Origin of the sequence: Paraburkholderia fungorum (assembly GCF_046027605.1) — a bacterium.
Classification (GTDB): domain Bacteria; phylum Pseudomonadota; class Gammaproteobacteria; order Burkholderiales; family Burkholderiaceae; genus Paraburkholderia; species Paraburkholderia fungorum_F.
This window is the reverse complement of record NZ_JAQQEF010000033.1, coordinates 51,463-71,873: the sequence shown is the minus strand read 5'-3', so window position 1 is coordinate 71,873 and position 20,411 is coordinate 51,463. Positions and strand designations below refer to the sequence as shown.

16 protein-coding genes are annotated in these 20,411 nt (G+C 61.6%); 13 read left to right on the top strand and 3 right to left on the bottom strand.

Annotated features, from left to right (window positions below):
- Nucleotides 1-4: 4 nt before the first annotated feature.
- The 5 genes from PQR53_RS34235 to katE all read left to right on the top strand — a co-directional run bounded on the left by PQR53_RS34235 (nucleotide 5) and on the right by katE (nucleotide 5,423).
- Nucleotides 5-460, top strand: coding sequence for an Lrp/AsnC family transcriptional regulator (locus PQR53_RS34235; protein WP_408464292.1), 456 nt, complete (start codon nucleotides 5-7; stop codon nucleotides 458-460).
- 135 nt (nucleotides 461-595) lie between these two features.
- Complete coding sequence (msrB, locus tag PQR53_RS34230; RefSeq protein ID WP_408464290.1) at nucleotides 596-1,108, top strand: peptide-methionine (R)-S-oxide reductase MsrB; 513 nt, start codon at nucleotides 596-598, stop codon at nucleotides 1,106-1,108.
- A gap of 19 nt (nucleotides 1,109-1,127) precedes the next feature.
- Nucleotides 1,128-1,871, top strand: a complete 744-nt coding sequence (msrA, locus tag PQR53_RS34225; RefSeq protein WP_408464289.1) for a peptide-methionine (S)-S-oxide reductase MsrA — start codon at nucleotides 1,128-1,130, stop codon at nucleotides 1,869-1,871.
- A 352-nt stretch (nucleotides 1,872-2,223) separates the two neighbouring features.
- On the top strand, nucleotides 2,224-3,120 hold the full coding sequence (locus PQR53_RS34220; protein ID WP_408464287.1) for a MipA/OmpV family protein: 897 nt from the start codon (nucleotides 2,224-2,226) through the stop codon (nucleotides 3,118-3,120).
- A gap of 152 nt (nucleotides 3,121-3,272) precedes the next feature.
- Nucleotides 3,273-5,423, top strand: a complete 2,151-nt coding sequence (katE, locus tag PQR53_RS34215; RefSeq protein WP_408464318.1) for a catalase HPII — start codon at nucleotides 3,273-3,275, stop codon at nucleotides 5,421-5,423.
- Nucleotides 5,424-5,550: 127 nt separating this feature from the next.
- Here katE and treF read toward each other — a convergent pair whose 3' ends face one another.
- Nucleotides 5,551-7,365 carry an alpha,alpha-trehalase TreF gene (treF, locus tag PQR53_RS34210; RefSeq protein ID WP_408464285.1) on the bottom strand — a complete coding sequence of 605 codons (1,815 nt, stop codon included), beginning with the start codon at nucleotides 7,363-7,365 and terminating at the stop codon, nucleotides 5,551-5,553.
- A 590-nt stretch (nucleotides 7,366-7,955) separates the two neighbouring features.
- Here treF and PQR53_RS34205 point away from each other — a divergent pair.
- The 5 genes from PQR53_RS34205 (at nucleotide 7,956) to PQR53_RS34185 (ending at nucleotide 15,922) form a co-directional block, all read left to right on the top strand.
- Nucleotides 7,956-11,516, top strand: coding sequence for a response regulator (locus tag PQR53_RS34205; RefSeq protein ID WP_408464283.1), 3,561 nt, complete (start codon nucleotides 7,956-7,958; stop codon nucleotides 11,514-11,516).
- A gap of 31 nt (nucleotides 11,517-11,547) precedes the next feature.
- Nucleotides 11,548-12,393, top strand: coding sequence for a CheR family methyltransferase (locus PQR53_RS34200; RefSeq protein ID WP_408464281.1), 846 nt, complete (start codon nucleotides 11,548-11,550; stop codon nucleotides 12,391-12,393).
- Nucleotides 12,394-12,403: 10 nt separating this feature from the next.
- Complete coding sequence (locus PQR53_RS34195) at nucleotides 12,404-13,030, top strand: chemotaxis protein CheB (RefSeq protein ID WP_408464279.1); 627 nt, start codon at nucleotides 12,404-12,406, stop codon at nucleotides 13,028-13,030.
- A 9-nt stretch (nucleotides 13,031-13,039) separates the two neighbouring features.
- Complete coding sequence (locus PQR53_RS34190; protein ID WP_408464277.1) at nucleotides 13,040-14,167, top strand: hybrid sensor histidine kinase/response regulator; 1,128 nt, start codon at nucleotides 13,040-13,042, stop codon at nucleotides 14,165-14,167.
- A gap of 933 nt (nucleotides 14,168-15,100) precedes the next feature.
- Nucleotides 15,101-15,922 carry a helix-turn-helix transcriptional regulator gene (locus tag PQR53_RS34185; RefSeq protein WP_408464275.1) on the top strand — a complete coding sequence of 274 codons (822 nt, stop codon included), beginning with the start codon at nucleotides 15,101-15,103 and terminating at the stop codon, nucleotides 15,920-15,922.
- Here the strand turns inward: PQR53_RS34185 and PQR53_RS34180 are convergent.
- Entirely contained in the window at nucleotides 15,896-16,864 is a 969-nt protein-coding gene (locus tag PQR53_RS34180; protein ID WP_408464273.1) for a LysR family transcriptional regulator, read from the bottom strand. The genes PQR53_RS34185 and PQR53_RS34180 overlap by 27 nt on opposite strands.
- A gap of 231 nt (nucleotides 16,865-17,095) precedes the next feature.
- Here PQR53_RS34180 and PQR53_RS34175 point away from each other — a divergent pair, with 231 nt between their 5' ends.
- The 3 genes from PQR53_RS34175 to PQR53_RS34165 all read left to right on the top strand — a co-directional run bounded on the left by PQR53_RS34175 (nucleotide 17,096) and on the right by PQR53_RS34165 (nucleotide 20,190).
- Nucleotides 17,096-18,295 (top strand): amino acid aminotransferase, encoded by a 1,200-nt coding sequence (locus tag PQR53_RS34175; RefSeq protein ID WP_408464271.1) that lies wholly within the window; start codon nucleotides 17,096-17,098, stop codon nucleotides 18,293-18,295.
- A 91-nt stretch (nucleotides 18,296-18,386) separates the two neighbouring features.
- The gene (locus PQR53_RS34170) at nucleotides 18,387-19,178 is read left to right on the top strand and encodes a class II aldolase/adducin family protein (protein ID WP_408464269.1); all 792 of its coding nucleotides are present in this window, start codon (nucleotides 18,387-18,389) and stop codon (nucleotides 19,176-19,178) included.
- Nucleotides 19,179-19,206: 28 nt separating this feature from the next.
- Nucleotides 19,207-20,190 (top strand): 2-dehydropantoate 2-reductase, encoded by a 984-nt coding sequence (locus tag PQR53_RS34165; RefSeq protein WP_408464267.1) that lies wholly within the window; start codon nucleotides 19,207-19,209, stop codon nucleotides 20,188-20,190.
- Nucleotides 20,191-20,200: 10 nt separating this feature from the next.
- On the opposite strand, the gene PQR53_RS34160 is transcribed toward PQR53_RS34165, so the two are convergent.
- Nucleotides 20,201-20,392 carry a hypothetical protein gene (locus PQR53_RS34160; protein WP_408464265.1) on the bottom strand — a complete coding sequence of 64 codons (192 nt, stop codon included), beginning with the start codon at nucleotides 20,390-20,392 and terminating at the stop codon, nucleotides 20,201-20,203.
- Between the last annotated feature and the right edge of the window lie 19 nt (nucleotides 20,393-20,411).

The following is a 20,411-nucleotide window of genomic DNA, read 5'->3' as shown; positions in this document are numbered from 1 at the left end:
TCACATGCTCGATCGCATCGACCGGGCGATCTTGCGTCAGCTGCAAACCGATGCGTCGATTTCGAACGTCGCGCTCGCGGCCAAAGTCAAACTGAGCGCGCCGGCCTGTTTGCGGCGCGTCGAGCGCTTGAAAGAGTCCGGCCTGATCCGCGGCGTCGTCGCGTTGATCGACCCGAAGGCGGCGGGGGCGGGCATGCTGGTCATCATCGGCGTGGTGCTGGATCGATCCACGCCGGAGTCGTTTGCCGAGTTCGAGAAAGCGGCGCAGAAAGTGGCGGGGTGCATGGAGTGCCACGTCGTCACCGGCGAGTTCGACTATTTCATGACGATCCGCACTCGCGATAGCGACAGCTTCAATCGTCTGCACGCGGAGCAGTTGCTGTATCTGCCGGGCGTCCGGCAAATCCGCTCATTCATGGTGCTCAAGGAGATCCTGTCGACCACGAAGTTTCCGTTGTAATCGCCGCCGTCGTATAAAAAAGACGCGCATGCTGTCATAAATCCCCCGGCTGGCCGACTCAATGTCGAGACCACTCGCGGGCGGTGCATCAGCGCCAGAACGGGTGAACGGTGCGGACTTTCCGGGACGATCATCATGACTTGCAACAGACGGTTATTCTTCAGGTTAATCGGCGCGGCGTCGCTCGTCGGCAGTACCGCGACCTGGCGCACGGCAGGCGCGGCGGAGATGGGCGCGGCGGCGGCCTACGAAGTGGCGCACAGCGACGCCGAGTGGCACAAGCTGCTCACGGACGCGCAATACCGCGTGCTGCGCGAAGCCGGCACGGAGCGGCCGTTCAGCAGCCCGCTAAACGACGAGCACCGTGACGGCACATTCGCGTGCGCGGGCTGCGCATTGCCGCTGTTTTCATCGAAGACGAAGTTCGATAGCCGCACCGGCTGGCCGAGTTTCTGGCAGCCGCTGGATCATGCGGTCATCACGCATACCGACAAGTCGTTCGGCATGACGCGTGACGAAGTACTATGCCGGCGTTGCGGCGGCCATCTGGGTCACGTATTCGACGACGGCCCCAAGCCGACCGGCCTGCGCTATTGCATGAACGGCCTCGCTTTAACTTTTACGCCCGCAGCGCGCGGGACGAGTTGATCGAATCGGGACGGACATCATGAACATCGAGAAACGCATCATCGGCAAACCGGCCCGCTCGCGAGTGGCCGCTGTCGCGCTTTCAGTGGGGCTCGGTGCGCTGGCGCTGCTGCTGGCGCAGCGCATGGCGTTTTCGTCGGAGACCGGGGTGGTCATTGCACCGCCCGCGCTCGATGAACCGATCTCAGCCACGACCGCGCACGAAGAAACCGCCGTGTTCGCGGGCGGCTGCTTCTGGGGCGTGCAGGGCGTGTTCCAGCACGTGCGGGGCGTCACCAGGGCGGTGTCGGGTTATTCGGGCGGCCAGCGCGACACCGCGCAGTACGAGACCGTCAGCGGCGGCGACACCGGCCATGCTGAATCCGTGCAGGTCACGTTCGATCCGGCCAAGGTCACTTACGGGCAGTTGTTGCAGATCTATTTCTCGGTGATTCAGGACCCAACCGAGTTGAACCGCCAAGGGCCGGATAGCGGCACGCAATACCGTTCAGCGGTGTTTCCGCTGAATGACACGCAGCGTCATGTCGCGCAAAGCTATATCGCCCAACTCGAGAAGGCACATGCTTTCGCCGCGCCGATCGTCACGAAGACGGAGCCGTTCAAAGGTTTCTACCCCGCTGAGTTCTACCATCAGAATTACCTGACACTGCATCCCAACTCCGCGTATATCGCCCTCTACGACGTCCCGAAAGTCGCCAACCTGAAGCGGCTGTTTCCGAATCTCTATCGCGAGAAGCCTGTGCTAGTCGAAGCGGCGCAGTAAGACCCGATTTTTGTGCCTGTATTCTGCCTGTCATTGCCGCCGCGGCGAGCTTGTCCTCGCCGTTGGTTCGTCCTTAGGTTTTACCGTCCGAGCTGCCGCTCCAGCGACCAGGCCCGCATTTTGCACAGGGTCGTGCGTCGGCAAATCTTTCGCACGTCGCTGTTCATACAAAAGCCCAATTTACGGGGTGGCATCAGCTTCGAATAGTGCGTTTTGCCGGGAATGCGTGTTGTCTGCTGAAAAAATTACACACCGTGCGTGGCAGTGTGGCGGTCGTCCCGATGCTTTTAATCCATCTGGACACTCGGGCGAGACATAAACCCTTCGCGATAGGCGAGAACGGAGGCTTCTGGTGTTGAACAGCCGTAGAAAGCGGATCGGCGAGATCCGCAATAAACAAACAAGCATCGCGGCAACTTCTCTGGTCGTCGCGACCATCGGCGGAATTGCCGCTTTACCGCATTCGGCTCTAGCCCAGACACCTTCGCCATTGGGCGAATGGCAGTACTCTGTGGGCATTCCGCTGCAAAAGATGTGGCAGCCGACTATTCCGGACTGGCAGGTGCGCGTCGGCGCGGCGACGTCGTTCCAGCCGCGTTATGAGGGCTCCGACCGTTATCACCTGATGGCCGGTCCGAGCATCGACGTGCGCTACAAGGACCTCTTCTTCTTTTCGAGCGGCGAGGGCCTCGGTGTCAACTTCGCGCAGGGGCAGAACTGGCGCGCGAGTCTCGCGGCGGTCTACGACCTCGGACGCCGCGCTCACGACGATGCGCAGGAACTGAATGGCATGGGCAACATCAATCCGGCGCCGGGCCTCAAACTCTCCGGCGAATATGTCGTGTCGAAGGATTTCCCGCTGGTGTTGCGTGCCGACGTGCGACGCTACTTCGGCGGATCGAATGGCTGGATCGGCGATCTGGGCGCTTATATGCCGATGCCGGGCAGCACCAAAAATTTCTTCTGGTTTGCCGGGCCGAACGTGTCGCTCGCTGACTCCAACTACATGAACAGCTGGTACGGCGTGAATCAGAATCAGGCGGCGCACTCGCAATACTCGCAGTACCACGCGAGCGCCGGCTTCAAGTCGGTGGGCTTCGGCATTAGCGCAGTGTGGCTGTTCGACAAGCACTGGTTTGCCACCGCGGACGGCGCATTTGAACAACTCGTGGGCGGTGCTGGCAATAGTCCGCTTACACACACACGCGCCACCGGTGTGGCCGATATCTCCATTAACTATCGCTTCTGATACAGCGTTTTCGCATCTGAGAGCGTATGAAGCAAAGGCGTGCCATTGCGGCGCGCCATAATAACGTGCGCTGGAGGACTCGCGCGAGATCCTGCTCAGGTTAATTCGCGGGAACATGGTTTGCTGCTTTCTTCTGATGCGTTAGACCGGATATTCCCCCCGGCGCGCCCGAATGCAAGGAGCACATCCCCATGGCAGGTAAAACGAATCCGCAGAAGCCCGCAGCGAAGCCTGCGCAGGCCAACGATCCGAAATCGAAGGATCTCGATCAGTTTCGAGTCTCTCCGGAAGGTCAGGCGCTGAGAACCAACCAGGGCGTGAAAATCGCCGACAACCAGAACACCCTGCGCGCGGGTCCGCGCGGTCCCTCACTGCTTGAAGATTTCATCATGCGTGAGAAGATCACGCACTTCGACCATGAACGGATCCCTGAGCGGATTGTGCATGCACGCGGCTCGGCGGCGCATGGCGTATTTCAGGTGTACGAGTCGATGCGCGAGTACACCAAGGCCGCGTTCCTGCAGGACCCGAACGAGCAGACGCCGGTCTATGTACGTTTCTCGACGGTGCAGGGCCCGCGCGGCTCGGCCGATACGGTGCGCGACGTGCGCGGCTTCGCGGTGAAGTTCTACACGCAGGAAGGTAATTACGATCTGGTCGGCAACAACATGCCGGTGTTTTTCATTCAGGACGCCATCAAGTTTCCCGACTTCGTGCATGCGGTAAAGCCGGAGGCGCCGAATGAAATGCCGACTGGCGGCTCCGCGCACGATACCTTCTGGGACTTCGTGTCGCTCGTGCCCGAGTCCGCGCATATGGTGCTGTGGACCATGTCCGACCGCGCGATTCCGCGCAGCCTGCGCACCATGGAAGGCTTCGGCATTCATACGTTCCGCTTCGTGAATGCAGAAGGCAAGGCGCGTTTCGTCAAATTTCACTGGCGTCCGGTGCTGGGCTCGTACTCGCTGCTATGGGACGAGGCGCAGAAACTCGCCGGCAAAGACCCGGATTTCCATCGGCGTGATCTGTGGGAGGCGATCGAACGGGGCGACTTCCCCGAATTCGAACTGGGCGTGCAGATCGTTGAGGAAGCCGACGAGCATAAGTTCGATTTCGACCTGCTCGATCCGACCAAACTGATTCCGGAAGAAGTGGTGCCGGTGAAGATCATCGGCAAGATGACGCTCAATCGCAATCCGGACAACTTCTTCGCCGAGACCGAACAGGTCGCGTTCCATCCGGGCCACATCGTGCCGGGTCTGGATTTCTCGAACGATCCTCTCTTGCAAGGGCGTTTGTTCTCGTACACCGACACGCAGATCAGCCGCCTTGGCGGGCCGAACTTCCACGAGATTCCGATCAACCGCCCGGTGTGCCCGTTCAATAACAATCAGCGCGATGCGATGCATCGCCAGGCAATCAATGTCGGGCAGGCCTCGTATGAGCCGAATTCGGTGAGCGGCGGCTGGCCGAAGGAAACGGATCCGGCACCTTCGGATGGAGGGTTCGAGAGCTATCAGGAGCGCGTGGAGGGCACCAAGATTCGGGTGCGCAGCGACTCGTTCGCCGATCATTTTTCGCAGGCCGCGCTGTTTTACAACAGCATGTCCCAGCCCGAGAAAGATCATATCGCCGCCGCGTATCAGTTCGAACTTGGCAAGGTCACCAAGCCGGAGATTCGCGCGCGCGTGGTGAACGAGATTATCGCCAACTTCGATGCGGGGCTTGCAGCGAAGGTTGCCGAAGGACTAGGCTTGCCCGCCCCGAAGAAAGGCACGGCCAAGCTCACGGGAACAAAGGCGTCGCCGGCGCTGAGTCTGCTCAATCGCGTGAAGCCCGGCATCAAGACCCGCAAGATCGCCTTGCTGGCCGCGCCCGGTTCCGATGGCCCGGCCATCAGGAAGCTGCAACAGGCGCTGAAAGGCGAGGGCGCGGCGCCGATGCTAATTGCACCGACGCTTGCCGCCATCGACGGCATGGCGCCGGACGCAACCATTGCCGGCTTGCCGTCGATCATGTTCGACGCGGTGATCGTGGTGGGCGGCGAAGCGGGTGCGAAGACGCTGGCGAAATCGGGCGATGCGCGGCACTTTGTGCTTGAAGCGTTCAAGCATCTGAAGGCGCTTGCGGCGATCGGCGCGGGCCGCGAGGTGCTGGCTGCGGCCCACTTGCCGGACCATGCGGACGGCGTGGTCAGCGGCGACGACAAGCAGGCGGCCGATGTGCTGAAGAACTTCATCAAGGTGGCAGAGCAGCATCGCGTGTGGTCGCGTGCCGCGCAGGCGGAGACGGTGCCGGCGTAATGACGGCATGACTCGCGTATCAGGTTTGGCTGGGCATGGCGGCTCTTCAAGCAGCCGCATTGCTTAAGCGGAACTGGCCGGTGCGAACCGGCCAGTTTTTTACGTGCTGAAATGACGAGACCGAAGGTTACGGATTGACTCGCATCTCATGCAGCCGATGGGTATTCTTCGGTGCCGCGGCAGCGGAAGCCGCGGCTGCCGACACGCCAGCGGGACCTTCAGGAATATCGCTGGGCCGCGAGGCCTGCGCGGTTTGCGGATAGAGCACGAGGAGGACGCGCAGCACGCCATTGGTCCAACCGAAGCCATCTTGCAGCGGATACTCGCCGCCGCCCGCGGCGACACCCGGCGTGGCCGCATCGACGTCGTACTTCTCGACCAGTTTGCCGGTGTGCTGATAGTAGGAGACGTTGGTCCTGATCCAGCGCGTGGCGATGGTCTGCGCGAGGACCGGTTCGCTATAGCGGCGCAAGCCGATTACTGCCAGATATTGCAGAGGTGCCCAACCGTTCGGCGCATCCCATTGCTGACCACTGTTCACCTGCGTGGTGGCGAGCCCGCCGGGGCGCAGCAATTCGCGCTGCACGGTGGCGGCAACGGTCTTCGCCTGTTGGCGGCTCGCTACACCCGTGTACAACGGATAGACCGTGGCGGCGGTGAGGCGATGCGCGAGTGTGCGATGCACGAAGTCATAGTCTCCGAACGCTTGCAGTTTGGGGTCCCACAGCACGCGCCGGATGGCGTCTGCTCGCGTGGCGGCGCGCTGCTCCAGATTTTCCGCATGCGTGACATCACCGCGCAGACGGTATGCTTTTGCCAGCGTGCGTTCCAGATCGACCAGCAGGCAATTCAGGTCCACGGGCACGATCGAGGTCACGTCGAGGGTGGCGAGCGCCTTGCCGTCCGCGAACCATCGCGAGCTGAAATCCCAACCGGTCTCGCCGCCCGCGCGCAGATTGCGCCACAGATCGGCCGAGTCGCGTTGAGGCGTTTGCTGTGCGGTAGCAACATCTTCGCGATACGACTCGTCACGGGGCGCCGCGCGTTCGTCCCAATAGCGGTTGAGCAGCGTGCCGTCCGCGAGGCGCACCACATGCCGGCTCGCCTGGCCTGCCGGAAGACCGTCGCTGCCATCCATCCAGTAGGCGTATTCGCGCTGCAATTCAGGCAGGTATTGCGCATAGACACCGTCACCGTCTTTCTCGGCGACAAGGCGCACCATTTGCGCGAAGAACGGCGGCTGCGAGCGGCTTAGATAGTAGGTGCGATTACCGTTTGGAATATGGCCATACCGATCGATCAGGGTCGCGAAGTTTTTCAGTTCATCGACGACGAGCGCGTGTTGTCCGCTTTGTTCCAGACCGAGCATGATGAAGTACGAATCCCAGTAATAGATCTCATCGAAGCGATCGCCTGGCACGATGTACGCGTAGGGCAACGGCAACAGTGATGACCAAGGGCTTGCCGTTGCATCCGGTTCCCGGCGCAGGACATTCCAGAGCGTATCGATATGACTGACCACATCCTGATCCGGATCGGAGACGTAGGCCTTTGATGTGCGAGTGGGGAGCACAAAATTACGCTTTACGAAATCACCAAGACTGAAATTAGCCTGCACCTTTGCGGCCTCATAGGCAGCTGCGATCTGCGCGGGCGGCGAAAGCGGCACCATATCGGCGAAGGTTTTGCTGTCAGGATAGAGATGAGCGAGTTCGACATCGCGATACAGCGTGGGGTATTGCTCGGACGGCGGCACGGCCACGACGGGCGACGCTTGCGTGGGGGGCGCCACGTGCATGGCGGCGCTCGCGATGCCCCCGCCGACGCTTGGCGCATCAATCGGCTGACCGGCCCCTACAAAAGACGCGTGCCACAGGAGCGTCGCGACGAGTGCGGTACGAAGGCGAGAGCGAGAGAGGGCGGCGAGGGTGGGATAGGTCATCGGCGACAAGAGGGAGTGGAGACGTGAATGATGAAGGACAGCTATTCCTCTCACGATTGACTCGGTTAGCAACGCAAGGTTGCGCCAATTGCACGCCCCATGCAAACAAGGCCGCCCTTCTTCCTGATGATCCATTCTGGCGAGCACATAGTGCGAGGCGGGAAGTATGACGGCCTTGTCACCCGGGCCGAATGTGCGAGAACACCGATTCCAGATGCACCACTACCGCGACTGTGCGGGGGGCCCGCTTATGAGCTGGCGGGTTGAGCCGCTTTCTTTGCTTGGCTTTCTTTGCGGCGGCAAAGAAAGTAAGTGCCGCCCCGCACAGGGGCAACACTAATAGACCAATATCAATTCAAGGAAAGGCCAAAAACCCAGATCAAAGAAAACCCCAAAAACCCAAACACAGAAAAAGCCCCTCATGCAATGAGGAAAACAAACCAAACCCGCGCCCAGCATGGGTCCCCCACCTTCAAAAACCTCAAAACAAGGACCCCATCCTGTATGATTACGCCCGTCGCCCAGCGACCAAAACAGCCGTCATCGAATACCCGAAAAAAATTCCGACCCCCACGCCGAAGACAGAAAAAATGACCGCATCCCAGGCCGTCGATCAGAACCGTTTTCGCAGCATCATTCGCCGCAACATCGCACTGCCTTTAGGCGTTGGCCTCGTCACGATGGCTGTATTCGTCGGCCTGATCGCATACCTGGTTTCAACCATGAACTGGGCGGAGCATTCCGAACGCGTCATCGGCCAGGCGAACGAAATGCTGCGTCTCGCGGTCGACCGCGAGTCCTCGATGCGTGGCTTCCTGATCACGGGCAACGAAAGCTTCCTCGCGCCGTACGAAACCGGCGGCCCCAACTTCAAGGCACAGATCGAGGGGCTCCAGGAACTGGTCTCCGACAATCCCCCGCAAGTCGAAAAACTCAAGCAGATCGAAGCGATCCAGCAACGCTGGACCAATATCGCCGAAGCCCTGATCGACGCACGTCGCCGGAATCAGGACTACGAAAGCGCGGTAGCGAGCAATCGCGGCAAGACTGAATTCGACGAAACCCGCCGCGAATTCGGTGAATTTCTCGACGTCGAGTTGCGTCTGCGCCAGGAGCGCGCCGAGGCGACGCGCCGCGTCACCACCACCCTGGTCAGCGTGTTCCTGCTTTTCAGTCTGAGCGTGAGCGGCCTGCTCGCCTGGGTGGGGCGCCGCGAACTGATGGGTCTGTCGGCCACCTACGACGGCGTGTTGCGCAAACAGGCCGAACAGACCGACATATTGCAGGAGCAAGTGTGGTTGCGCTCCGGCCAGCGCCTGCTTGCCGAAAAGGTCGTTGGCCGGGCGACGCCGCAACTGGTCGGCCGCGCGATGCTCGACTTCCTCGCGCAATATCTCGACGCGGCCGTCGGTGCGCTCTATGTGCGGGACAAACAGCACGGCACGTTACAGCGCATCGCCACCTATGGGTTCAGCCGTGAGAGCGAGCAGGCTACCGCGCGCAACGTCGAGGAATCGGAAACCTTGATCGGCCAGGCATCGGTCTCACGCCGCCTGCTGGTGCTGCGCGATGTGCCGGATAACTACGTCCAAGTGGTTTCCGCCACGGGCAGAAGTGCGCCGAAGAACCTGCTGATCATGCCGATCGAAAACGACGGCCAGGTCAATGGCGTCGTCGAACTCGGCTTTATCCGCCAGTTGACGGCGCGTGATCAGGAGTTCATGAATCTGATCAGCAACAGCATGGGCGATTTCGTCGAAGCGGCACTGTATCGCGAACGTCTGCAAGATGCGCTGGTCGAGACGCAACAGTTGAACGAAGAGCTTCAGGTTCAACAGGAAGAACTGCGCGTCTCCAACGATGGCCTGGAAGAACGCGGCCGCGCGCTGATGGAGTCGCAAACGCGCCTCGAGGCGCAGCAGGCCGAACTGGAGCAGACCAACGTACAGCTCGAGGAATATGCCCAGCGTCTCGAGCGGCAGAAGTCGGACCTGCTGCGCGCGCAGGACGATCTCGCCGCCAACGCAGAGCGCCTCGAGCAGTCGAGCCGCTACAAGTCCGAGTTCCTCGCGAACATGTCGCATGAATTGCGTACGCCGCTGAACAGTTCGTTGATTCTCGCGAAGCTGTTGCAGCAGAACCGCTCCGGCAATCTGAACGAAGAGCAGGTGCGCTACGCGGAAACGATTCACGCGTCGAACAGCGATTTGCTGGTGCTGATCAACGACATTCTCGATTTGTCGAAGGTCGAGGCGGGACAGGTCACGGTCGAACTCGAAACGGTATCGGTCGATGCAACGCTGCAGTCGTTACAGGAAATGTTCAGGCCGATGGCCGCGGCGAAGCACTTGAGCCTTGCCTTCGACCGTCTGCCAGGCACGCCCGACACGTTCATTACCGACGGCCAGCGGGTCACGCAGATTCTGCGTAACCTGCTCTCGAACGCCGTGAAGTTCACCGAACACGGCGAAGTGGCGCTGTCGGCCGCGCCGGCTGAAGACAATATGCTGCGCATCGACGTGCGCGATTCGGGCATCGGCATTCCCGCGGACAAGCTGGAAATGATCTTTGAAGCATTCCAGCAAGCCGACGGTTCCACCAGCCGCCAGTACGGCGGCAGTGGTTTGGGCCTGTCCATTTCACGCGAGTTTTCCCGTCTGCTCGGCGGCCGGATTACGGTATCCAGCGAAGTGGGCAAGGGCAGTGTGTTCACGCTCTGGTTGCCGCTCGACGCCGAGGCGGCGTTGGCGGGCAGCCGCAATGTGCAAACGCCGGCGCCAGCGTTTGCGCAGAATCAGGCGGCGGCAGCTGTAGCAAGCCCGGTCCGGGCGGCGCCGGAGCCGCTGCTGGCGCGCACCCCTGCGAGCGGTGCCCAACCGGCCGTCATAACGGCCGCCAACGGCTTGTCCGAGGGGAATGCACCCGAAGCCACCAGTGGCCCGATCGCCGACGACCGCGACAACCGCACGCGTGCCGGCCGGCTGATCGTCGCCATTGAAGACGATCTCGCCTTTGCCGAAATCCTGCGCGACCTGACGCACGAGCTCGATTTCGATTTCGTCCACGCCAGCAGCGCCGCCACCGGCCTCGCGCTGGTGCGCGACATGTGCCCGGCCGCGGTGCTGCTCGACGTCGGCTTACCGGACCGCTCCGGCCTGACCGTGCTGGAGTGGCTGAAGAACGATCCGCTCACGCGCCACGTCCCGATCCATATCGTTTCAGCCACCGATCATGCCGACAAGGCGCTGCACCTCGGCGCCATTGGCTATACGCTCAAGCCGACCGCGCGCAGCACGATGGAAGCCGCGATCCGCCGTCTCGAAGCGCGCCTGCAACAGCGCCTCAAGCGCGTGCTGGTGATCGAGGACGACGCGCCGATGCGCGAAAGCATCCGCGCGTTGCTGCAAAACGAAAACACCGAGATCGTTGCGGTCGCAACCTTGGCGGCGGCGCTCGAGTATCTGGCGAAGTTCACCTTCGATTGCGTGGTGACCGACCTCGCGCTGCCCGACGGCACCGGCTACGATCTGCTCGAACAGCTAGCCGCGAACACCGCGCATGCCGCGCTGCCGGTGATCGTCTACACGGGCCGCATGCTGTCCGACGAGGAAGAGCACCGGCTGCGCCGCTATTCGAAATCGATCATCATCAAGGGGGCGAAGTCGCCCGAACGTCTGCTCGATGAAGTCACGCTATTTCTGCATAGCGTGGAGTCGTCGCTGGCGCCCGAGCAGCAGCGCATGCTGCGCACCGTGCGGCAGCGCGACAATGCCTTCGAGGGCCGCACTATCCTGCTCGCCGAAGACGACGTGCGCAATATCTTCGCGCTCTCTCACGTCCTGGAGCCGCTCGGCGCGAAACTGGAGATTGCGCGCAACGGGCGCGAAGCGCTCGAGGCACTGGAAAACGGTCCTGAAGTACATTTGATCCTGATGGATATCATGATGCCGGAGATGGACGGTTTGACGGCAATGGGCGAGATCCGCCGCAATCCGCGTTTTGCGCATCTGCCGATCATTGCGCTGACCGCCAAGGCGATGGCGAACGACCGCACCCGTTGCCTCGAAGCCGGCGCCGACGATTACGTGTCCAAGCCGATCGACGTGGACAAGCTGGTTTCGCTGTGCCGCGTGTGGTTGCGGCAACGGTAGTCGGGAAACAGGAACACGACGCAGGAACACGATGAGCCAGTCCGAGTTTGACGTGCCGCAGCGCATCAGCGATTTCGACATCGAGTTGAAATTACTGCTGGAGGCGATTTACCTCAAGTACCAGCACGATTTCCGGCATTACGCGATGTCGTCGCTGCGCCGCCGCCTGTCGCAGGCGCTCGAGGAGTTCGGGCTGGGGACGCTGTCGCAGTTGCAGGACCGCATCATGCGTAATGGCGACGAGTTTTCGCGGCTGTTCCAGTATCTGACGGTGCAGGTCAGCGACATGTTTCGCGATCCGTCGTATTTTCTCGCGCTGCGCGAACATGTGCTGCCGCGTCTGCGCACCTATCCGTCGATCAAGGTATGGGTGGCGGGGTGCAGCACGGGCGAGGAATTATGGTCGCTGAAAATTCTCTTCGACGAAGAGGGGTTGACCGAACGCACGCTGTTTTACGCCACCGACATCAACCCTGACGCGTTGGCGCGCGCCGAGTCCGGCATCTATGCGCTCGACCGGATTCAGGGCTTCACGCAGAATTATCTGGCGGCCGGCGGCAAGCGGTCGTTATCGGATTACTATCATGCGGCGTATGGCGGCGCGCGTTTCGCGGGCTCGCTGAAGGATCGCGTTGTTTTCGCCGACCATAGCCTGTCTACTGACGAAGTCTTTCTCGAGGCGCACCTGGTGTCGTGCCGCAACGTGCTGATCTATTTCGATCGCGGCTTGCAGGATCGTGCGCTGGGTCTGTTTGAAAACGCGTTGGTGCGGCGCGGTTTTCTCGGCTTGGGCAGCAAGGAAAGTTTGCGTTTTTCCAACCATTACGAAGCGTTCGACGAGTTCCGTCCGAGCGAACGCATTTATCAGAAGCGCTAACACGGTCATCATGTCCCGTTCAATCGCCACGCCAGCCGCCGAATCCCAGCCGGGTGCTGCCGAAGCACGCGGCTTCGAGCTCGTGGTGATCGGCGGCTCGGCCGGCGGCATCGAAGTGTTGAACGTGCTGCTTGGCGCGCTGCCCGCGAGCTTTGCGCCGGCGGTGATGATCGTCACCCACCTGCCGCCGGATTCGCCGAGCTACCTGGTGCAGGCGTTCGCGCATCGCTGCGCGTTGCCCGTGCTCGAACCCGACGCGGGCGAGCAGATCATGCCGGGCCGCGTGCATGTCGCGCCGCCCGGCTATCACATGCTGGTGGAAGTGGACCGCACCGTCGCGCTTTCGACCGATGCCGCCGTGCGTTTTTCGCGGCCGTCGATCGATGTGCTGTTCGATTCCGCGGCTTCGGTTTATGGCGAGCGTTTGCTGGCAATTCTGCTCTCCGGCGCCAACGACGACGGCGCGCGCGGCATGAAGCGCGTGCGGGCGTTAGGTGGCACCGCCTGGGTGCAGGCGCCCGACAGCGCCAGTTCTCCAGAAATGCCGCGCGCCGCGATTGAACGCGGTGCGGCGGATCATATTTATTCTCCCAAAACCATGGCCCGGCGGCTTGCAGCATTGCCGGCCTCTCTCTGACCCGATGCCATGACGAACTCACCTGTGAACATCCTGATCGTCGACGACATCGTCCACAACATTACCGCGCTTGAAGCTTTGCTGGCGCGGCCGGACCTTGCCGTGCTGGTGGCGGACTCGGGCACTGCGGCGCTCGATCTGCTGCTCAAGCACGAGGTGGCGCTGGCGATTCTCGATGTCAACATGCCGGGCATGAACGGCTTCGAACTGGCTGCGTTGATGCGCGGCAGCCCGCGCACTTCGCATGTGCCGATCATCTTTCTGACCGCGACGGCGCAGGATGCATCGCGCACGTTTCGTGGCTACGAGGCTGGCGCGGTCGATTTCCTTTATAAGCCGTTCGATCCGCGGATTCTGCAATCCAAGGTCGATGTATTTGTGCAACTGGAGCAGCAGAAGCGCCAGCTTGCGGCGCAGCTCGTCACGACGCGGCAGATGCTCGAAGCCAACGAGATGTTGATGGCGGTGCTGAGTCACGATTTGCGCACGCCGCTCGGCGCGGTGCTGGCGTCGGCGGAATATCTGATGCGCACCGCGGCCGACGATCAATCGATGACGGTGGCGACGCGCGTGAAGAACAGTTCGCTGCGCATGGCGCGGATGGTGGATCAGTTGCTCAATCTTGCGCGCCTGCAAGGTGGCCGGTTGCCGTTGCAGCCGCGCTCGATCGAATTGGGGACATTGTGCAGATCGGTGATCGATGAGTTTGCTTCGCGGGAGAACGGCAAGCGGATCGTGTTTGCGAGCCGGGGGAACACTGCGGGCGCGTGGGATACGGATCTGGTTTGGCAGGCGGTGTCGAATCTGGTGAGTAATGCGTTGCATCATGGCGAGCAGGGCGGGGATATTGGTGTCGAGGTGGATGGGGACTCTGTCGAGTCCGTGCGGTTGAAGGTTGCTAATCGCGGGACGATTCCGGCTGAGGTGTTTCCACATCTGTTCAAGGCGTTCGGGCCGAATAGCAGTGGGGCGCGTTCGCGGGAGGGGTTGGGGCTTGGGTTGCATATCGTGCAGGAGATTGCCCGCATGCACGGCGGGAGTGTCAGTGTTAGTTCTGATGAGGTTGTTGGTACGGTTTTTGTTATTGAATTACCGAGGATGGTGACGTTGGTGAGGGGGTCTTTTACTGGAAGGTAAGGTTTTTGCCTACGGCGTTGGCCTTTCCTTGATCTGACTCTTTGGCTTTTGATTGAATTTGGCCTTTCCTTGAATTGATATTGGTCTATTAGTGTTGCCCCTGTGCGGGGCGGCACTTACTTTCTTTGCCGCCGCAAAGAAAGCTAAGCAAAGAAAGCGGCTCAACCCGCCAGCTCATAAGCGGGCCCCCCGCACAGTCGCGGTAGTGGTGCATCTGGAATCGGTGTTCTCGCACATTCGGCGTGAGTGACCAAGCAGTCATACTTCCCGCCTCGCACTGCGTGCTCGCCGGAAGGGTTCATCAGAAGCATTGCGCTTCGTCTGGATCCGTTGGGACCATCGGCTTCGCCTCGGCGAAGCACCCAGTTATCCTAAAGATTCGCGTTGCTAGCGAATGAAAGTGCGAAAAAGCCGGCGCAAATGACTGCGCATGAATAGCGCTTCGGCGCGCGCAGCGCCGCCGGAAGTATGACGCCCTTGTCACTCACGTCGAATATGCGAGAGCACGGATTCCAGATGCACCACTACCGTGACTGTGCGGGGGACCCGCTTATGAGCTGGCGGGGTGAGCGGCTTTCTTTGCTTATCTTTCTTTGCCGCGGCAAAGAAAGTAAGTGCCGCCCCGCACAGGGGCAACACTAATAGACCAATATCAGTTCAAGGAAAGGCCAAAATCAATCAAAAGCCAAAGAGCCAGTTCAAGGAAAGGCCAAAATCAAACACAATCGAACGCCAAAGAGCCAATTCAGGGAAAGACCAACGCCGTAGGCAAACAGACAAACAAGCGCCGCGCAGGCAAACGGACCAAACAAAGAGCACCGCCAACGCAGCCCCCGGCAAAGACACTCGCAGCCCCCGGCAAAAACACCCCATTGTGCTACGCTACCAAAACTCAAACCCCGGCGGCGCCCCTGCCGCCCTCATCCCATCATCATGCGTTCCTGGCGCATACCCACCACGCCGCCCCGCAGCGGGCAAATCAACACATCACGTGTGACCGACCTCGTCATGTCGATTTCACATGCAGACCCGGACGCGCTCGCCGCAAGCATTCTGAAAACCGTCGGCGACGCACTCCCCATCTCACAGTGCACCATCTTCGCCTACGAATTCGACGCGCGGCCGCGCACCGTCTCCGCCGCCGACCATCGTGGCGGCCGCTTTCTCCGTGATGTCGCCGAACGCTACGCCACGCACTTCCATGCGCTCGACGGCAACCGCGCTATCATCGGCCGCCCGCAGGCGAAACACCCGCATCAGGCATTGATGCTGCACCAGCAGCACAGCGAAGAGATCGAGAACGAAGCCTACCGCGCCGCGTGTTATGCGCAGCCCAATGTCTCCGACCGGCTATCGTTGCTTCTGCAACCCATGCAAAGCGTCTGGCTGTCGATCAATCTGTATCGCGACAGTGCCAATGGCATATTTCAGCCACGCGAACTCGAACACGTGGAAAACATGGCGCATCTGTTCGCGCACGCCGCGAAATCCCATTACGCCATCAACGGGCAGCACCAGCAAGGCACGGCAGCCGCGATGCTGGCACGCGTCAGGCGCGCCTGTCCGGCCCTTACGCCGCGCGAGATCGACGTGCTGCGCGGCACGCTCGAAGGTGCCAACGCCGCCGAGATCGCCGATCAGATGGGTGTCAAGGCCACCAGCGTCACTACGTATCAGAAGCGCGCTTACGCACGCTTGGGTATCTCCAGTCAGCGCCAGTTGTTCGCGCTATGTCTGCTGCCTGAGCAGTCTTGATTCAGCGCGCTTCGTCCGCCCGTCGGCTTGCGTTTCCCTATCCCAGCGCTTCAGCCACGGCATGAGGAATTCCGCGAATCCATCCGCGGGCGGCGACAGCGCACGCTCGGTCGAGCGATACACGCAAACTTCGCGGATCGTTTCAGGGTCGACGATCCGCTTCATCACCAGCCCGAAGGTCCGCGCGAGCGGCGCGACATAGGCGGGCGCGAGCGTCACGGCAAGCCCCTGTGAAGCCACGCCGAACGCCGTTGTCACGTTGTCCACCACGTCCACCGGAATGATGCGCGCCTCCACCGGCAGATTAGCCAGCATCTGCTCCACCGCGCGCTCGTGATCGCGGCCAGTGGCAACAATCGGCACGTCGCGCACATGCTGCCATTGCACCCGGCGCCGCGCGTTCAACGGATGCGTCGGCGCACACCACATCACCCACGGGCTCGCGAACGCCGGATCGCAACGCACCCGCGTGCCGCTCTGACGATCCGGACCGATCGCGAGATCCACGTCGCCGCTTTCCACGCGCTCCACCAGTTGTTCGACCACGGTGTCGACGATGCGCACAACCACCTTCGGTTTGTCGCGTGCATATTCGGCGATAGCCGCCGGCAGCGCGGTCGCCGCGAGCACCAGCGGCGCGCCGACTCGCACGATGCCGGCCGCGCGATTGCGAATGTCGTCGGCGGATTGGGCGGCGGCGCGCACATAGCGCAGCACGGATTCCGCCGATGACAGAAAATCCTGTCCCGCACTCGACAGATTGACGCGCCGCGTGGTCCGGTCGAAGAGCCGAAAGCCCAGTTCCGTTTCCAGTTCGGCCAGCAACTGGCTGACCGCCGACGAGCTCAGCCCGAGCCGTTCCGCCGCCGCGCCGATACTGTGCAGATCGACGATGGCGAGAAAGGCTTCGAACTGACGGATGGTGACGCGTGTGAGTGGCATCCGGCGATTCTAAAGAAAAACTTACTAATCGTGAAAAATCGATTGATTGTAAGTGACGCGCCATTGGCCGACACTCGTCCTCATCGACGCGAAGGTGGAAACCCGCTTAGACTTCCGTCTCGCCCACGCGGCTAACGCAAGCCTGGAGAGTGCGGACCTGCAACAGCCCGTATGCCGGGCGCACGCCGGCCACAATCCAGCCCCATGCCGGGCTCCACGCAAGGAATCGCCATGTTCGACCACATTCCCGCCTATCCGGGCGACCCAATACTGAGCCTGAACGAGGATTTTCAACTCGATCCGCGGCCCAACAAAGTCAACCTGAGCATCGGCATCTATTTCGACGACGCCGGCAAGTTGCCCGTGATGGACGCCGTACGCCGCGCCGAAACCACGTTGCTCGATTCAATCGGCCCGCGCTCTTACCTGCCGATGGCGGGTCTGCCGCTCTATCGCGACGCAGCCCAGGCGCTGGTATTCGGCGCCGGCCACGAAGCGCGCGCCGCAGGCCGGATCGCGACCTTGCAGACCATCGGCGGCTCGGGCGCGCTCAAAGTCGGCGCGGATTTTCTGAAGCGCTATTTCCCGGGGTCGCAGATCTGGATCAGCGATCCGAGCTGGGAAAACCATCGCGTGGTGTTCGAAGGCGCGGGCCTCACGGTCAACACCTATCCCTACTACGACGAACTCACCGGCGGCTTGCGTTTCGGCGACATGATCGAAACGATCGGCCGCTTGCCAGAACAAAGCATCGTGCTGCTGCACGCGTGCTGCCACAATCCCACCGGCGTCGATCTGAGCCCGGCGCAATGGGCCGAACTCGTGCCGGTATTGCAGCGCCGCAAACTGATCGCTTTTGTCGACATGGCTTACCAAGGTTTTGGTGCGGGCCTGGAAGAAGACGCCACCTGTGTGCGCCTGCTCGCCGATGCGGGTGTGCCGCTGATCGCCGCCAACTCGTTCTCGAAGAATTTCTCGCTGTACGGCGAGCGCTGCGGTGCGTTGAGCGTGGTGTGCAAAGACAAGGAAGAGGCGGCTCGCGTGCTCGGTCAATTGATGTCGACGGTGCGCTCCAACTACAGCAATCCGCCGACGCATGGCGCGCGCCTCGTGGCCAATGTGCTGTCGGACACGTCGCTGCGCGCAGCATGGGAGGCGGAACTCGCCACCATGCGCGAACGGATTCTCGCCATGCGCGGCACAATTCACGCAGGCCTGGCCGGCCGCGTCGATGAAGTGATGCGCGCGCGTTACGTCGCGCAGCGTGGCATGTTCACGTACACAGGTTTGAGCGAAGCCCAGGTCGAGCGGTTGCGCAGCGAATACGCCGTGTATGTGCTGCGTTCGGGGCGTATGTGCGTCGCCGGATTGAACGCACGCAACGCAGGCTATGTGGCTTCGTCGATCGCGGCGGTGGTAGCGGGCGCATAACGGCTGATGTTCGCCACCATCCGACGATAACGAACTTAGCGAACTTAACCCACGTAACCAACGGCAGCGAACTATAACAATGGAGACCCTGATGACGACACTTGAACAGCAACCGGCAAGTCCGCCGAAATCCGCCGCGATGCATCCCGACGAATGGCAGGCGCGCGTGCAGCTCGCCGCGGCCTATCGCATCTTCGACATGCTTGGCTGGACCGAGATGATCTACAACCACATCACATTGCGCGTGCCGGCGAGCGTGAGCGGCGGCGAGCGGCATTTCCTGATCAATCCATTCGGCCTGCACTACAGTGAAGTGACGGCAAGCAATCTGGTGAAGATCGACGCGCAAGGGCGCGTGCTCGACAACTCGCCGTATCCGGTGAATCCCGCGGGTTTCGTCGTGCATGCCGCGATTCACGAAGGGCTCGCCGACGCGCACTGCGTGATGCACACGCACACCACGGCCGGCGTCGCGGTGGCCTGCCTCGAGAACGGTCTGGAGCAAACCAACTTCTATAGCGCGCAGTTGCACGATCGCATCGCGTATCACGACTTCGAAGGCATCACGGTGCATGCGGAAGAAGGGCCGCGTCTGCTCGACCATATCGGCAACCGGCAGGCGGTGATCTTGCGCAACCACGGCCTGCTTGCATGGGGCCACACGTTGCCGCAGACTTTCGCTATCTTGTGGACGCTCAACCGCGCGTGCGAAATCCAGATGGCCACGTTCTCAATGGGCCGCGCACGGCCGGTGCCGGAAGAGGTGGCGATCCGTTGCTCGCGCGATTCGTTGCAGTTCGATCCGCGTCACGGTGCGGGTCAGGATGTATTCGATGCCTTAGTGCGGCGCGTGGATCGGATCGATGCGAGCTATAAGGATTAACGCGGGAACCAATGCAAGGATCGAATCGATGAAAGTAGCAATTTACGGTGCAGGCGCGATCGGCGGCTGGATAGGCGTGAAGCTTGCGCAGGCCGGTCACGGGGTCAGCGTGGTGGCGCGCGGCGCCACGCTCGACGCGTTGCGGCAACACGGCTTACGTTTGATCGAAGACGGCGTGACGCACACCGCGAGGGTGAACGCGAGCGAAGAGCCGGCGGAGCTCGGCGTGCAGGACCTCGTCGTGGTGGCGGTCAAGGGCCCGGCCATGGCGTCGGTGGCCGCGCATATCGCGCCGCTGCTGAACCCGCAGACAATCGTGCTGACTGCCATGAACGGCGTGCCGTGGTGGTTCTGCGACGGGCTCGGCCGTGATTTCGCGGGCCAGCGTTTGAAGTCGATCGATCCTGAAGGCGCGATCGCCGCCGCGATTCCGACCGCGCAGGCAGTGGGTTGCGTCGTGCATGCGAGTTGTCTGGTCGAAGCGCCGGGCGTCATCAGGCATCATCAGGGCAACGGGTTGATCATCGGCGAGGCGTCAGGGCAGCCGAGCGAACGCGTCAACGCGCTCACCGCCACGTTCGCCGCAGCGGGCTTCAACGCCTCGGTGTCGGAGCAGATCCAGCGCGACGTCTGGTACAAGCTGTGGGGCAACATGACGATGAATCCTGTCAGCGCCATCACCGGCGCGACCACCGATCGGATTCTCAGCGACGAACTGGTGCGCAACTTCGTGACGAGCATCATGCTGGAGGCGAAGGAGATCGGCGCGCGTTTCGGTATTCCAATCGAACAGGCGCCGGACGATCGCAATGAGGTCACACTCAAACTCGGCGCGATGAAAACCTCGATGCTGCAGGACGTGCAGGCGGGCAAGCCGGTGGAACTCGACGCGCTGGTCGCCGCGGTGCGTGAGCTGGGGCAGCTTACCGATGTGCCGACGCCCTATACGGACGCGTTGCTCGGCCTCGCACGTCTGCATGCGAGCACGTTGGGGCTGTACCCGCAACAGTGAAGCTTGCGCGTTACGCGGTCACGGCGGTAGAGGCCGGCAGCCTCGCCGCCTCGATCAGCGACAACGCCCGCTCTGTATCGCCGATCTCCGTCATCGAAAGCAGCGCAAGGCGCGCCAGATACAAGGGCGCCTGCGCTTCGCCTTCGGCGGTCAGTGTCTTGCAGAGCGTCGTGTAGACGAGGTCGAGTTCGCTATCGGTCATGGTGTGGGTTCCTCTTGCA

Excerpts from the sequence above, each read along its gene's own strand:
- PQR53_RS34235 (WP_408464292.1), top strand. The coding sequence starts at position 5 with ATGCTCGATCGCATCGACCGGGCGATCTTGCGTCAGCTGCAAACCGAT.
- msrB (WP_408464290.1), top strand. The coding sequence starts at position 596 with ATGACTTGCAACAGACGGTTATTCTTCAGGTTAATCGGCGCGGCGTCG.
- msrA (WP_408464289.1), top strand. The coding sequence starts at position 1,128 with ATGAACATCGAGAAACGCATCATCGGCAAACCGGCCCGCTCGCGAGTG.
- treF (WP_408464285.1), bottom strand. The coding sequence starts at position 7,365 with ATGACCTATCCCACCCTCGCCGCCCTCTCTCGCTCTCGCCTTCGTACC.
- PQR53_RS34205 (WP_408464283.1), top strand. The coding sequence starts at position 7,956 with ATGACCGCATCCCAGGCCGTCGATCAGAACCGTTTTCGCAGCATCATT.
- PQR53_RS34200 (WP_408464281.1), top strand. The coding sequence starts at position 11,548 with ATGAGCCAGTCCGAGTTTGACGTGCCGCAGCGCATCAGCGATTTCGAC.
- PQR53_RS34195 (WP_408464279.1), top strand. The coding sequence starts at position 12,404 with ATGTCCCGTTCAATCGCCACGCCAGCCGCCGAATCCCAGCCGGGTGCT.
- PQR53_RS34190 (WP_408464277.1), top strand. The coding sequence starts at position 13,040 with ATGACGAACTCACCTGTGAACATCCTGATCGTCGACGACATCGTCCAC.
- PQR53_RS34185 (WP_408464275.1), top strand. The coding sequence starts at position 15,101 with ATGCGTTCCTGGCGCATACCCACCACGCCGCCCCGCAGCGGGCAAATC.
- PQR53_RS34180 (WP_408464273.1), bottom strand. The coding sequence starts at position 16,864 with ATGCCACTCACACGCGTCACCATCCGTCAGTTCGAAGCCTTTCTCGCC.
- PQR53_RS34175 (WP_408464271.1), top strand. The coding sequence starts at position 17,096 with ATGTTCGACCACATTCCCGCCTATCCGGGCGACCCAATACTGAGCCTG.
- PQR53_RS34170 (WP_408464269.1), top strand. The coding sequence starts at position 18,387 with ATGACGACACTTGAACAGCAACCGGCAAGTCCGCCGAAATCCGCCGCG.
- PQR53_RS34165 (WP_408464267.1), top strand. The coding sequence starts at position 19,207 with ATGAAAGTAGCAATTTACGGTGCAGGCGCGATCGGCGGCTGGATAGGC.
- PQR53_RS34160 (WP_408464265.1), bottom strand. The coding sequence starts at position 20,392 with ATGACCGATAGCGAACTCGACCTCGTCTACACGACGCTCTGCAAGACA.